Below are 14,659 nucleotides of genomic sequence, written 5' to 3' on the forward strand. Positions count from 1 at the left end.
AAGTTGCCAGCTTCGGTCAGGCAAGGCTGTGAGTCAAACCCGGTGTTGGGGGGACGTGGTGAGCAGACAAAAAAAGCCCCGCGACCGAATGAGGCGCAGGGCAAAGGAATTGGTTGGTTGCGGCCAACCAAAGGAGCTCGTTAAAACTTTACTTGCTGGCGACCGTCTCTGGTTGCCAGCCACCGCCCAGGGCTTTGTAAATCGCGACAATGCCGCGATACAGATCGACTTCGGCCTGGGCCTGAGTGTCTTCAGCCGCCAGGCGCTCACGCTGGGCGTCGAGCAGGACGAGAAAGTCCGCAGTGCCTTCGCGGTAGCGGATTTGGGCGAGGTCGGCCGCGGCGCGGCTGGATTCACTTTGACGAATCAGCGAGATCAAGCGCTGTTGACGTTTGCCGTAGTCGCTAAAGGCGTTTTCCGATTCTTCCAACGCCAACAGTACTTGCTGCTCGTAGGTCGCCAGGGCGCCTTCGGCATCAGCATCGGCGCCACGTAAACGGGCGCGCACACTGCCAAGGTCGAACGCGGCCCAGGTGATGCTTGGGCCCAGTGCCCAGGCGTTGGCCGCCGAGGAACCGATTTGCGAACCGCGCCCGGCGGTGAAGCCAAGGAAACCGCTGAGGCTGACCCGAGGGAACAAATCAGCCTTGGCCACGCCAATACGGGCGGTGGCGGAGGCCAGTTTGCGCTCGGCGCTGAGAATGTCCGGGCGACGTTGCAGCAGTTCACCCGGATCACCGATCGGCAGGGCCTTGGCGATCGCAGGCAAGTCTTTTGGACTCAGGTCGACGGTCAGCTTATCCGGCCGCTCACCCAACAGAGTGGCGATGCGGTTTTTCTGCCGAACCTGTTCGGCCTGCAATTGCGGCACGCTGGCTTCGACGGACGCCAGGCGTGCATCGGCGCGAACCACATCGAGCTGATCGCCGACACCGGCATCACGCAGGCTGACGGTGATCTTGCTCGATTCCTGCTGGTTATTCAGGTTGGCCAAGGCGATCTTTTCCCGCAGCTGCGCACCGCGCAGTTGGCCGTAGGCATCCACCAGTTCGGCAATCATCGAGACTTGCAGTTGGTACAGGTCGGCTTCGAGCGCTTGCTGTTCGGCGTCGGCGGATTCCAGGTTGCGCTGGATACGCCCAAACAGGTCGATCTCCCACGCCATGTCCAGGCCCAGGTCGTAGCGTTCGCTATTGACCCGCTTGGTGGTCTGGCCCGGAATCTGGCCCTTGCCCAGGTCACTGCTGGCCCGGCTGGTGATGGTTGGCATGGCGTCATTGCTGACGTCATCGCGAATTGCGCGGGCCGCTTTCCAGCGAGCGAAGGCTACGCGCAAATCACGGTTGCCTTGCAGCGATTGAGTCACCAACTGGTTGAGGGTCGGATCTTCGAACTGCTGCCACCAGATGCCTTCGAAACGCGAGCGGTCGTAGTTCGTCTGACCGGCGCTGCCATCGGTGGCGGTCGTGATGTTGGCCGGCTCAGTGGCTGGGGTCTTGTAGTCCGGGCCGACGGCACAGGCACTCAGGGCCAGTACCAGAAGACTCGGCAGGAAGGCTTTCAGGCTCATTGTTGCGCCTCCAGTTTCAGGGCCTTGGCCGCTTTGCGCTTTTCACCGCGCTCCACAAAATTACGAATCAGTACGTAGAACACTGGCGTCAGCAACAGACCGAAGAAGGTCACCCCGAGCATCCCGGAGAACACCGCCACACCCATGGCATGACGCATTTCGGCACCGGCACCGCTGGAGAAGACCAGAGGCACAACACCCATGATGAACGCGAAGGAAGTCATCAGAATCGGCCGCAGACGCAGACGGCAAGCTTCGAGCACCGCGGCGAGCGGGCTGAGGCCTTCGTCCTGCTGTTTATCCTTGGCGAACTCGACGATCAGAATCGCGTTCTTACAGGCAAGCCCCACCAGTACGATCAAGCCGATCTGGGTGAAGATGTTGTTGTCGCCTCCCGAAGCAATCACACCGGTGATGGCCGACAGCAAGGTCATCGGTACGATCAGGATCACCGCAAGTGGCAGGCTCCAGCTTTCGTATTGAGCCGCGAGTACCAGGAACGCCAGCAGTACGCAGAGCGGGAACACGAACAGTGCGGTGTTACCGGACAGAATCTGCTGGTAGGTCAGGTCGGTCCACTCGTAGGTCATGCCGTTCGGAAGTTCTTCCTTGAGCAGTTTCTCGATAGCTTTTTCGGCCTGGCCGGAGCTGTAGCCGGGGGCTGCCGCACCGTTGATTTCAGCGGTGATGAAGCCGTTGTAGTGCATCACACGGTCCGGGCCCGAGGTGTCGCTGACCTTGATGAAGGTCGCCAGCGGGATCATCTCGCCTTTGTTGTTACGCACTTTCAGCTGACCGATCTGGTCCGGTTCGAGACGGAACTGCTGTTCAGCCTGAACGTTGACCTGGTAAGTACGACCAAAGCGGTTGAAGTCGTTGGCATACAGCGAACCCAGATAGATCTGCAGGGTGTCGAAGATGTCGCTGACGGCCACACCGTGGGTCTTGGCTTTTTCGCGATCGATAGCCGCATCGACCTGTGGCACGTTCACGGTGTAGCTGGTGAACAGCGCGGCCAGTTCCGGCACGCTGTGGCTTTTGTTGATGATGTTCATGGTTTCTTTGTACAGCTCGTCATAACCCAGGTTACCCCGGTCTTCGATCTGCAGCCGGAAACCACCGATGGTGCCCAGGCCTTGTACGGGCGGCGGCGGGAAGATCGCCATGTAGGCTTCCTGAATCCCGGCGAACTGGCCGTTCAACGCACCGGCAATCGCACCGGCGGACATGCTCGGGTCTTTACGCTCATCGAACGGTTTCAGGGTCACGAAGACGATGCCGGCGTTGGGGCTGTTGGTGAAACCGTTGATCGACAGGCCAGGGAAGGCCACCGCACTTTCCACGCCAGGCTGTTTCAGGGCCAGGTCGGACATGCGTTTGATCACGTCTTCGGTACGATCCAGGCTCGAAGCGTCCGGCAGTTGCGCGAAGGCCACCAGGTATTGCTTGTCCTGGCCGGGTACGAAACCGGTCGGGGTGTTGGCGAAACCGAAGAAGGTCAGCACCATCAGGCCTGCGTACAGCAGCAGGGCGATGCCGCTGCTGCGGATAACCCGGCCCACGGTGCCGACATAACCATGGCTGGCCTTGTCGAAGAAGCGGTTGAACGGACGGAACAGCCAGCCACCAAAGATCTTGTCGAGGACCTTGGAGAAACGGTCCTTCGGTGCGTCATGGCTTTTGAGCAACACCGCAGCCAGGGCGGGCGACAGCGTCAGCGAGTTGAACGCCGAGATCACAGTCGAGATCGCGATGGTCAGGGCGAACTGTTTGTAGAACTGCCCGGTCAACCCGGAGATGAAAGCCGCCGGGATAAACACCGCACACAGCACCAGCGCCGTTGCGATGATCGGGCCGGTCACTTCACGCATCGCACGCTTGGTCGCGTCGACCGGCGTTAGCCCCAGTCCGATGTTCCGCTCGACGTTTTCCACCACCACGATGGCGTCGTCCACCACGATGCCGATGGCCAACACCAGGCCGAACAGTGACAGGGCGTTCAGCGAGAAGCCGAAGAGGTGCATCACGGCAAATGTACCGATCAGCGAAACCGGCACCGCCACCAACGGAATGATCGAGGCGCGCCAGGTTTGCAGGAACAGGATCACCACCAGAACCACGAGGATCAGCGCTTCGAAGAGGGTGTGAACCACCGCCTCGATGGAACCGCGCACGAAGATCGTCGGGTCATAGACGATGCTGAAGTCCATGCCTTCCGGGAAGCTCTTTTTCAGCTCCGCCATCTTGTCGCGCACTTCGTTGGAGATTTCGATCGCGTTGGAACCAGGGCGCTGGAAGATCGGGATCGCCACCGCCGGTTGGTTGTTCAGCAACGAACGCAACGCGTATTGGCTGGAACCCAACTCAATGCGAGCGATGTCTTTCAGGCGAGTGATTTCACCGTTTTCGCCGGAGCGAATGATGATGTTCTCGAACTCTTCTTCAGAAACCAGACGACCTTGCGTGTTGACCGACAGCTGGAACGCCGTGGCATTCGGCGCAGGCGGCGCACCCAGTGCACCGGCAGCCACCTGACGGTTCTGTTCACGAATCGCGGTCACGACGTCGGTGGCGGTCAGGTTGCGCGAAGCGGTCTTGTTCGGATCGAGCCAGACACGCAGTGAGTAATCACCCATGCCGAACAGCTGCACATCACCGACACCGCCCAGACGCGCCAGCTCATCCTTGATGTTGAGCAAGGCGTAGTTGGACAGGTAGAGCATGTCGTAGCGTTTGTCCGGCGAGGTCAAGTGCACAACCATGGTCAGGTCGGGCGAAGCCTTGTCCACGGTGATACCGATGCGCGTCACTTCTTCTGGAAGTTTTGGCTCGGTCCGGGTCACGCGGTTCTGCACCTGTACCTGTGCGTTGTCCAGGTCAGTGCCCAGCGCAAAGGTGATGGTCAGGGTGATCTTGCCGTCAGCGGTGGACTGCGAGGACATGTACAGCATGTTCTCGACGCCGGTGATGGCTTGCTCCAGTGGAGCGGCCACGGTTTCACCGATGACTTTTGGGTTGGCACCCGGGAAGTTGGCGCGGACCACAACGGTCGGCGGAACCACTTCCGGGTATTCGCTGATCGGCAACTGGAACAGCGAGATGGCGCCGGCGATCAGAATCAGCAGCGAAAGTACCGCCGCAAAGATCGGCCGTGAAATGAAGAATTGGGAGAAATTCATCGGAGTTGTCGTCCCTTAACCGCGTGGAGTCGCAGCAGCCAGTTTCACAACCGAACCCGGCGCGACCTTGGCAGGTGCGACTTGGGGCAGGTTGCTGGCTTCCAGCGCTTGTCGTTGTTGTGCGAGTGCCGCGAGGGTTTGTTCACTGGCCATCGGGATCACTTCTGGCGTGACCGGCGAACCAGGGCGTACCCGTTGCAGACCCTTGACGATGACGGTGTCATCCTTGCTCAGGCCGCTGCGCACGATGCGCAAGCCTTCGATCTTCGGACCCAGCTCGACTGAGCGGTAAACCGTTTTGTTGTCGGCATCCATCACCAGCACGAACTTTTTACCCAGATCGGTACCGACCGCTTCGTCGTTGATCAGCACCGCGGAATAGGTGCCGCTGCCGACCAGTTTCAAACGTGCATACAGGCCTGGGGTGTAGGCGCCGTCGCTGTTGTCGAACACGGCACGACCGCGGATGGTGCCGGTTTTCGGGTTGACCTGGTTGTCGACGAAGTTCATCACGCCCTGGTGTGGGTTGCCGTCTTCGTTGGAGAGGCCGAGGTAAACCGGCGTGGTAGCACCGCGTTTGCCCTGGCGAGCGAGCTGGGTGTATTTGAGGAACACGCGCTCGTCGGCGTCGAAGTAGGCGTAGACCTTGTCAGTGGACACCACACTGGTCAGCGCGGTCGTATCGGCGGTCACCAGGTTGCCGGCGGTGATTTCCGCACGGCTGACGCGACCACTGATCGGCGCGGTAACACGGGTGAAACTCAGGTTCAGTTTGGCCAGGTCCAGTTGCGCCTGAAGGGCACCGACGGCGGCGCGGGCTTCTTGAGCCGCGCTGGTGCGCGAGTCGGCCAGCTCGGCGGAGATCGCGTTGCTGGTGCGCAGACGTTCGCCACGCTGGGATTCGTTTTCGCTGCGGGTGGCGTTGGCGCGGGACTGGGCAACCAGGGCTTCGAGGCGGCGAACCTCGGCCTGGAATGGACGCGGGTCGATCTGGAACAGCAAGTCGCCTTTCTTGACCAAAGCGCCTTCAGTGAAGGCCACTTCATCGATCTGGCCAGAGACCCGTGGACGTATTTCTACGGTTTCCGGCGCTTCGAGGCGCCCGGTGAATTCGTCCCACTCGTTGACCGGTTGTTCCAGCACCTTGGCCACGCTGACCTTGGCTGCGGGCATAGTGGCGGCCGTGTCCGGAGTCTTGCCGCAGGCGCTCATCACCAGTACGGCCAACAGGGCCAACGGGAAGCGCAAATGTTTGAGTGATTGTTCCATGGATGCATCCGCCAATGTATTGAGAATGGACGGATGATGCTCGGCGAGGTTGTATCGCACGAATCGAATGAGGCAAAGGTAACTATCATTCGGAATGATATAAGCCCCAGCCAAGCTCTCTAGCGTGCACCTTTCGTTAGGCGGCTATCAATTGGATTGATGACAATTCTGTGTTGCGGGGAGTGCAAAGATAAGGCGTTAGATCGAGTCGCTGCCATCGCGAGCAAGCTCGGCTCCTACAGGGATGTGTGGCGTTGATGAAATTCCCTGTAGGAGCCGAGCTTGCTCGCGATGGGGCAAGAAGCCCTCACACATAATCAGGATCAGGCCAAACTATCCGGATCACCAAAGAACATTTGAATCCGCGACCTTAACCAACGCTCACCCGGATCATTATCCTGCGACCCGCGCCAGGTCATGTGCAATTCAAAACTGCGCACCGGCAACGGCGGGTCTTCAGCCCGCACACCACCGGCCGCCGTCAAGGCTTCAGCCGTGTAATCCGGCACGGTCGCGACAATATCGGTCCCGCTGATGAGTGTGCTGAGTCCGTTGAACTGCGGCACTGCGAGCACCACATGTCGTTTGCGTCCGAGCTTTTCCAACTCTTCATCTATAAAGCCGCTCAGGTCGCCGGCGAACGACACCAGCGCATGAGGCCGTGCGCAGAAATCATCCAGGCTCAACGGCCCCGGCACCGTGTCGGCCCGCAACAGCTTTGGCATGCTGCGGCGCAGTACTTTGCGCTTGGCGTTGGCCGGCAGGTCGGCGGTGTAGCTGACGCCGATGGAAATTTCGCCCGAGGCCAGCAGGCTCGGCATCAGGATGTAGTTGGCCCGACGCACCACCAGCACGATCCCCGGTGATTCGGCGCGCAGGCGCTTGAGCAGCATCGGCAGCAACGCGAACTCGACATCGTCCGACAGACCGATGCGAAACACCGCGGTGCTGGTGGCCGGGTCGAATTCCGCCGCACGGCTGACTGCGGTGGAAATCGAATCCAGTGCAGGAGAGAGCAGGGCGAAGATTTCCACTGCCCGGGCGGACGGTTCCATGCTGCGGCCGGTGCGCACGAACAACGGATCATCGAACAGCCCGCGCAGGCGCGAGAGCGCCGCACTGATGGCCGGCTGGCCGAGGAACAGTTTTTCCGCAGCGCGGGTCACACTGCGTTCGTGCATCAATGTTTCGAAAACGATCAACAGGTTCAGGTCGACACGACGCAGGTCATTACGATTCATCTGGAGTCCTGGCAGAGTCATCAAGCTTGACGAGAGCGGCCATATGAGAACAATGGCCGGCATGAATATTACGGGGAAAGGCTGCTACTCTGCACCGAGTAATTCAGTTTTCCTGAAAAGGCTGCTTCGGTTTTCACGGCATTTGACGATGTCGCCGGCGCTGCGGAATCAATGACAGGCATGTCGACTATTAATAGCCACTGATAGTCTTGGGTAGAAAGCCCAGATAGAGTTCAGGGCATTAGAGGTTTCTTTGACGAGGTTTGCGATGTCCCGCACGATCCGTTTTCACAAGTTTGGTCCAGCCGAGGTGCTCAAATGCGAAGAGCATGCGGCCGCTCTCCCTGCGCCGGGCGAAGTGCAGGTGCGCGTCGAGGCGATTGGCATCAGTTGGTACGACATTCTCTGGCGCCAGAACCTGGCCTCGTCCCACGCTCGTCTGCCTTCAGGCCTTGGCCATGAAATGTCCGGCGTCGTGACGGCGGTCGGCGAGGGCGTCGATGATCTGGCAGTCGGTGACAAGGTCGCCAGCTTCCCGGCTGAAAGCCCCAACGATTATCCTGTCTACGGCGAGCAGATCGTTCTGCCGCGCTCGGCACTCACCCGTTACCCGGACGTGCTCAGCCCGATCGAAGCCAGCGTGCATTACACGCCGCTGCTGATCGCTTACTTCGCTTATGTCGATCTGGCACGGGTCAAACCCGGGCAGTTCGCTCTGGTGACCGACGCCAGCCATTGTGCCGGTCCGTCCTTTGTACAGCTGGGCAAGGCTCTGGGTATCCGGGTCATTGCCGCGACCAAGACGGTGGAAGAGCGTGAGTACCTGTTGTCCTTGGGTGCCGAGAAAGTCATCGTCACCGAGGAACAGGATCTGCTGATGCAGATCAACAAGATCACCGACAACCGTGGCGTGGACGTTGTGTTCGACGGTCTCGGCGGTCCACAGATGTCGTTGCTTGGCGATGTGCTTGCACCTCGCGGCAGCCTGGTGTTGTACGGCCTGCAAGGTGGCAACCAGACGCCATTCCCGGCCTGCGCAGCGTTCCAGAAGAACATCCAGTTCTTTGTGCACTGCATCGGCAACTTCACCGGCAAGCCGGAACTGGGCATCATCCAGGACCAGGTCGCACTGCAACGCGCCTTGCGCGACATCAACCAGCTGACCGCCGACCGCGTGCTGCTGCCGCTCAAGACTCGGGTCTTCCCGTTTGCCGAGTTTGTAGAAGCACACCGCTACATGGACGAATGCCCATGCCGCGAACGGGTCGCCCTCCAGGTCGAACCTGCATAAGCCCTTCATGTAAGCCCCTCTGCAAGAGTCCGTGCCCCCACGGACTCTTCTGTTTTCAGCACCTGCCAAAATGAGACGTCCCATTACCCCATCAATGGGTCAGTTCAGCAACTGAACTGGTTTTTGCTCTCAATCTGTATCTTCTAATCATCATATAAGCCTTGATAATTGAATGATTACTTTCATCTCAAGGAATGAGTCATGGCTGGGTATCGGCTTGATACTTTTCAATACACACTGTTAATACATATCCGACCAATAGTTCGTTGTTGCGCAGTTGCCAAAAAAACATGGGTGACTTCTTTCTCTATTTTTTGTGCTAATTGTCTGTGGGACGCTGTCGGACATTTCCTAGGATGTCGCCCGCAGTCGCAAGAGGCTGGCTCTGCGGGGGTTCGCGGCCACCTGTCTCTGGCGGGAGCAGGGGAGACTTCTAGTTATTTCAAATAATTACTAAAGGCTTAAGTGCTAGCATTTGGCAATAACGTCCAGTACTTCAATCGTGGCAAGCAACCCATTGCGCAATGCGTGTCGTTGTTGGCGCGATATCGAACTTAAAAGCATCAGGTAAATAAAGATGACCAATATCCATGACCAAGCGATGAACTATGTCTATCAGCAAGTGCTGCAGCGATTGCTGAGTTTCTTCTCGCGCGCCGAACGCACGGCATTGCAGCTGATGATTCAGCGACTGGTGGTGGCCGCCGGGGGCATGGAGCGTATTAGCGATTACAAGGTCTTGGCGATTCAGTCCGGGTCCCGTGACAGTTGTTACACCCTGGCGCTGCTGCGCGCTGCACAACTGAGTATCGCCGGCCGGGCGCCAGCGACATTCCAGTTGCGAGTGGCATCCTTGCGCTTGAACGATGTAAGCCCGACGGCCCTGGAAAACATCCATCGCAGCTACAGCGCCTTGTTCCTCTACGACGATCCTCGGGTCGAAGTGTTGATGGTCGATAACCGGGAAGTCCTGCCGTTCAACCACCTGACACCGATTTCCGAAGGCGGCCGTGAGTCGAATCGGCTCAATCTTTTGATGGTGGGCCATCGACGCGCCTGGAACGGGCCGCTTGATCTGTGGGACGACGGGTATCTGGCCACCGGCGAGTTCTATGGGCAAATAGCTCGTTGGGACAGCGGTGTCGATGCATTGATCAGCAGCGACTCACCTCGTCAGCAGAAGCAGTTTCTCGAGGGGTTGAAGCGTGCTGCCGCCAAGGCCGGGCTCAAGACCACGAATCACCACGAAACCGGCTACGAGGAGCTTTTCGCGTTGCTCGATGAACTGGGCAGTGACTGCTACCGCGCTTTTTATGCTGAGCATGGCCAAGTTGCGTGGCGTCCGGCCGAACGATTTGAGGCCTGTCGTCGTGCCACGTACATCGACATTCACGACATGCTGGTCAGCAACCTGGAAGAGCGTTGGCCGCTGCTCACAGAGTTTCTCGGTTTTCAACCTGACGAACTGGCGGCTCAGCTCAGCGACAACGAGTACGTCAGTCTTTCTATCTCTGCACACATGCGGGGGTTGCAGTCGTGCTTCGTGCTCGACCGCGACTACGAGACGGGTGTTGCCGAATACCTGCAACGGGCATTGGTGATGATGCGGCGCAAACAGCTGGCGGAACGGTTGTGCGAGCAAGCGGTAGAGGCGTTCGGCAATCCGGCAACGTTGGCCGAGCAGCGCGTGCTGGCAGCGGCCGAGGCCCAAAAAAACCTTGGCCTGAGCGAGGCTCAACTGGTGTGCCTGCTTTTTTCACCTTTCGTCGAGAATGGCGCGGCGCTTGAGCGTTTTCTGCGTCAGTGCCACCCCGGCATGCTCGTGGCGATGCCTGATTTGCACCGGGCAATGCAGGGCAATCCGGTGCCGGAGCAGGTTCTGCAATGGATGACCGACGTCAGCGGGTTGCCTGTCAGCTTGATCGGCAAGCTTTACCGCATGGGCCCGGTGTCTGCGGATGAGGGTAGGGCAGGCGCGCTGGAAATCGACGGCGCGGGTGTGCAAGCAGCAGCCGACTACGACGACGACACGGCGGTGGCGGATGAATGGTCAGCGGGGCGCTGAAAGTGCGTGGTTTGACAGATTTCTTGACGATGCATGATGACGTTCACACGGCATTCGGCCCTCGCCCATGAAAGGGCCACGAGAAACTGACTTCGCGTATCAGGCGGTGTACCGATATCTGACTAACCTGATCAACGAACCGGTCAGTGACACACGAGTCCGCCTGCCTTCGTTGCGACAGTTGGCGGAGCGTCTGAGCGTGTCGATCTCGACCATTCAGTACGCTTATTCGCTTCTGGAGAAGGAAGGGCGCGTTTATTCGGTGGCCAAGTCCGGATATTACGCGTTACCGGTGTCCTCCATCTGCACGTTCAGCAGTGGCAACGACCTGCTCGAAACCGTTTATGTCAACGCCAGACGTCCCGGAATGCTGGTCTTGAGCGCCGATGAACCGGCGTTGTTGCAACCCCTCGACAGTCCGTTGTTACTGCTGGAACGAGAACTGCTGCGCCAGTATCCGCGTCAGCCACAACCGACATCGCAACCTTGCGGCGAGCTGGAGTTGCGCATTGCCCTGGCAGCGCGCTACACCACCTCGCCGCTGCGCTGCTGGCATGCCGACGATGTCTATATTGGCGCCGACTTGCGTGGCGTGCTGGAAATACTGATCGCTGTGTTGAATCTCAAGGACGCCACGGTGTTGGTCGAGTCGCCGTGCGACTGGGCGATTCTGCGGTTGCTCCAGGCTGCGCAGGTGCGAGTGATCGAGCTGGCGGTGCAATCCAGCGGTGGCCTGGACGTCGAATGGCTCAAGGAGCTGCTGGAGACTGAGCCGGTGCGGCTGGTGATGGTTTCATCCGGGCTGAACATGCCGCGAGGCAGCCTGGCACCCGACGACAACCGACAAGTCGTCGCGCACTTGCTGGAGCGACATGGCAGTTGGGTGTTGGAAAACGACTGCTACGGCGAACTCGGATTCGAACCGGACGGCCAGCGGTTTCGCGACTTGCTGGACCCCGATCGGCTAATCGTGTTTTCCACCTTCGAGAAAATCATCGGACCGGAGGCGCCATACGGCTATCTGCTGTCGCGGCATTTCAGTGCTGAACTGCAACGGTACTTTCTGCTGCGTTCGTTCCGCTTGTCACCGATTCGCCAGAAAGCCATCGCTCGCTTGTACGGCAACGGACGTGTCGATCAGCACCTTCAGGTATTACGGCGGATGCTCAAGGACCGCAAGGTGCAGATGACTCAGCTGTTGCAGGAGCGTCTGGGAGATGCCTTGCACTTTGTCGAACCCCAGGGCGGTGCAACTATCTGGGTTCGTTCGCTGCGCCAGGTCGATGTACGTCGGGTGTTCCAGCGCCTGCTCAAGCACCAGGTGGTGATCGCACCGGGAGAGCTGTTCAGTCTCCAGGGCTTGCACGCGCAACACTTGCGCCTGAGTCACACCTTCGGCGGTGATCACGACCTTGCCGCGGCAATGGGCTTGTTAGGGGACGCCTTGCGTCTGGAGTCGATCGATTGAACGGGGCCGCACACCCCTGCGTGACACTCATGGATCGATCCCATCGCGTTGCGGTCGAACTGCCAGTAAACTGCGTTCCTATTCCTGAACCACTCGACTTCAGAGGTTTTGCATGACACTCAGTCCTTTTGCGGGCAAACCGGCACCGGTAGAACTGTTGGTCGACATCCCGCGACTGGTGACGGCCTATTACACCGGCCAGCCCGATGCCGCCATCTCGACCCAGCGCGTAGCTTTTGGCACGTCCGGGCACCGAGGCAGCTCGTTCGACTTGAGTTTCAACGAATGGCACGTTCTGGCGATCAGCCAGGCGATCTGCCTGTACCGCGAAGCCCAGGGCATTGACGGCCCGCTGTTCGTCGGCATCGACACCCACGCGCTGTCCACCCCGGCCGGCGCCAGTGCCCTTGAAGTGCTAGCCGCCAACGGCGTGACGGTAATGATCGCCGAAGGTGACGAATACACCCCCACACCGGCCATTTCCCACGCCATTCTCTGCTACAACCGCGGGCGTACGTCGGGCCTGGCGGACGGCATCGTCATCACGCCGTCCCACAACCCGCCGCAAAGCGGTGGCTACAAATACAACCCTACCAACGGTGGCCCGGCCGATACCCACATCACCAAGTGGATCGAAGCCAAGGCCAACGAACTGCTTAGCAACAAGCTCGCCGGCGTCAAGCGCATCAGCTACGAGCAGGCGCTCAAGGCCAGCACGACCCATCGTCACGATTACCTCAATACCTACGTCGCCGACCTGATCAACGTGATCGACTTCGACGCCATCCGTGATGCCAAGCTGCGTCTGGGTGTCGATCCGCTGGGCGGAGCCGGGGTGCGCTACTGGTCGGCGATTGCCGAGCATTACCGTCTGGACCTGGAAGTGGTCAACAAACAGGTCGATCCGACCTTCCGCTTCATGACGGTCGACTGGGATGGTCAGATCCGCATGGACCCATCGTCCACTCACGCCATGCAGGGCCTTATCGGTCTGAAAGAGCGTTTCGACGTAGCATTCGCGTGCGACCCGGACCACGATCGCCATGGCATCGTGACCCCGTCCGGTGGTTTGCTCGCGCCGAACAACTACCTCGCCGTAACGATCGACTATCTGTTCCAGAACCGTCCGCAATGGCGCGCCGATGCGGCCGTGGGTAAAACCGTGGTCAGCAGCGGCTTGATCGATCGCGTGGCAAAACGTTTGGGTCGTCGCCTGTACGAAGTGCCGGTCGGCTTCAAGTGGTTTGCTGATGGCCTGTTCGACGGCTCTCTGGGCTTCGGCGGCGAAGAAAGCGCCGGTGCTTCGTTCCTGCGCAAGGATGGCAGCGTCTGGTGCACCGACAAGGACGGCTTGATCCCGGCACTGCTGGCCGCAGAAATGACCGCCCGCACCGGCCGCGACCCAAGTCAGGCCTATCGCGCCTTGACCGAAGAACTGGGCGAACCGTTTTCGGTGCGCGTCGATGCCAAGGCCAACCCTGAGCAGAAGGCACTGCTGAGCAAATTGTCGCCGGACCAGGTCACCTCGACCCAACTGGCGGGCGAAGCGATCCAGAGCATCCTCAGTCACGCACCGGGTAACGACCAGGCGATCGGTGGTCTGAAAGTCATGACCGAGAATGGCTGGTTCGCGGCGCGTCCGTCGGGCACCGAAGACATCTACAAGATCTACGCTGAAAGCTTCGTCAGTGACGACCACCTCAAGCAATTGGTGGCAGAAGCGCAAACACTGGTGGACGGCGCGATCTCTGCGAAGTAATCCAGAATGTAAAAAGGGGCGGCCATGACGGTCGCCCCTTTTTTTGTCCCGCATTTACCCGATCAAGCCAGGTCCACCAGGACGATTTCACTGTCTTCGATGGCGGTCACCCGCAACACTTGCTCATCGGCAACCGCAATACCGTCTCGAGCTTGTGTACGCAAGCCATTGACTTCAATGACACCGGTAGCGGGAACCAGATAGGCGCGACGGCCATTGTCAAGGCGATACTCGGTGGATTCACCGGCCTTCAGGTTCGCGGCCACCAATCGCGCATCGGCTCGAATCCGCAGGCTTTGATCGTCGCCGGCCTTACCGCTCGCCAGCGTTACGAAACCTTCGCGCTGGCCTTTTGGAAAAGGCTTGGCGCCCCAGGACGGTGCCAAACCGGTTTCGTTAGGGATGATCCAGATCTGGAATATCCTGGTCTCGGTCGCTTCCAGGTTGTATTCACTGTGGGCGATCCCGGTGCCGGCGCTCATGACCTGAACGTCGCCCGCTTCGGTACGACCCTTGTTGCCCAGGTTGTCTTCGTGAGTGATTGCGCCTTCACGGACATAAGTGATGATTTCCATGTCCCGGTGCGGGTGTTTCGGGAACCCGGTGCCAGAGGCAATCACGTCGTCGTTCCACACCCGCAGGTTGCCCCAGCTCATGCGTTTTGGGTCATGGTATTCGGCGAACGAAAAGTGGTGATGAGCATCCAACCAGCCATGGTGGGCGCCGCCCAGGGAGTTGAAGGGTCTGAGTTCAAGCATGATCGTCTCCTGAAAAGGTTCGTCATGGGGCAGAGCGCCTGAGCCACGAAACGCGAACC

At 59.4% G+C, this 14,659-nt stretch carries 9 protein-coding genes; 4 read left to right on the forward strand and 5 right to left on the reverse strand.

Annotated features, from left to right (window positions below; all coding sequences use genetic code 11):
- Positions 1–148 precede the first annotated feature (148 nt).
- The 4 genes from ACIQU2_RS12235 to ACIQU2_RS12250 form a co-directional block, all read right to left on the reverse strand.
- Positions 149–1,570, reverse strand: a complete 1,422-nt coding sequence (locus ACIQU2_RS12235) for an efflux transporter outer membrane subunit (RefSeq protein WP_403140856.1) — start codon at positions 1,568–1,570, stop codon at positions 149–151.
- Positions 1,567–4,749 (reverse strand): efflux RND transporter permease subunit, encoded by a 3,183-nt coding sequence (locus ACIQU2_RS12240; protein ID WP_403140858.1) that lies wholly within the window; start codon positions 4,747–4,749, stop codon positions 1,567–1,569. Before ACIQU2_RS12240 ends, ACIQU2_RS12235 begins: the two co-directional genes overlap by 4 nt.
- A gap of 15 nt (positions 4,750–4,764) precedes the next feature.
- A complete protein-coding gene (mexE, locus tag ACIQU2_RS12245) occupies positions 4,765–6,018 on the reverse strand; it encodes a multidrug efflux RND transporter periplasmic adaptor subunit MexE (protein WP_033054979.1) in 1,254 nt (417 codons plus the stop codon).
- A 323-nt stretch (positions 6,019–6,341) separates the two neighbouring features.
- Entirely contained in the window at positions 6,342–7,259 is a 918-nt protein-coding gene (locus tag ACIQU2_RS12250; protein WP_347804706.1) for a LysR family transcriptional regulator, read from the reverse strand.
- A gap of 268 nt (positions 7,260–7,527) precedes the next feature.
- Here ACIQU2_RS12250 and ACIQU2_RS12255 point away from each other — a divergent pair, with 268 nt between their 5' ends.
- The 4 genes from ACIQU2_RS12255 to pgm all read left to right on the forward strand — a co-directional run bounded on the left by ACIQU2_RS12255 (position 7,528) and on the right by pgm (position 13,842).
- The gene (locus ACIQU2_RS12255) at positions 7,528–8,550 is read left to right on the forward strand and encodes a zinc-dependent alcohol dehydrogenase family protein (protein WP_403140862.1); all 1,023 of its coding nucleotides are present in this window, start codon (positions 7,528–7,530) and stop codon (positions 8,548–8,550) included.
- Between the two features lie 577 nt (positions 8,551–9,127).
- A complete protein-coding gene (locus ACIQU2_RS12260; RefSeq protein ID WP_403140864.1) occupies positions 9,128–10,615 on the forward strand; it encodes a hypothetical protein in 1,488 nt (495 codons plus the stop codon).
- A gap of 67 nt (positions 10,616–10,682) precedes the next feature.
- Positions 10,683–12,083 carry a PLP-dependent aminotransferase family protein gene (locus tag ACIQU2_RS12265; protein WP_403140866.1) on the forward strand — a complete coding sequence of 467 codons (1,401 nt, stop codon included), beginning with the start codon at positions 10,683–10,685 and terminating at the stop codon, positions 12,081–12,083.
- Positions 12,084–12,195: 112 nt separating this feature from the next.
- Positions 12,196–13,842 (forward strand): phosphoglucomutase (alpha-D-glucose-1,6-bisphosphate-dependent), encoded by a 1,647-nt coding sequence (gene pgm / locus ACIQU2_RS12270; RefSeq protein WP_403140868.1) that lies wholly within the window; start codon positions 12,196–12,198, stop codon positions 13,840–13,842.
- A gap of 62 nt (positions 13,843–13,904) precedes the next feature.
- On the opposite strand, the gene ACIQU2_RS12275 is transcribed toward pgm, so the two are convergent.
- Positions 13,905–14,600, reverse strand: coding sequence for a pirin family protein (locus tag ACIQU2_RS12275; RefSeq protein ID WP_403140869.1), 696 nt, complete (start codon positions 14,598–14,600; stop codon positions 13,905–13,907).
- Between the last annotated feature and the right edge of the window lie 59 nt (positions 14,601–14,659).

Source organism: Pseudomonas sp. NPDC098740 (genome assembly GCF_044760065.1).
GTDB classification, from domain to species: Bacteria; Pseudomonadota; Gammaproteobacteria; order Pseudomonadales; family Pseudomonadaceae; genus Aquipseudomonas; species Aquipseudomonas rossensis.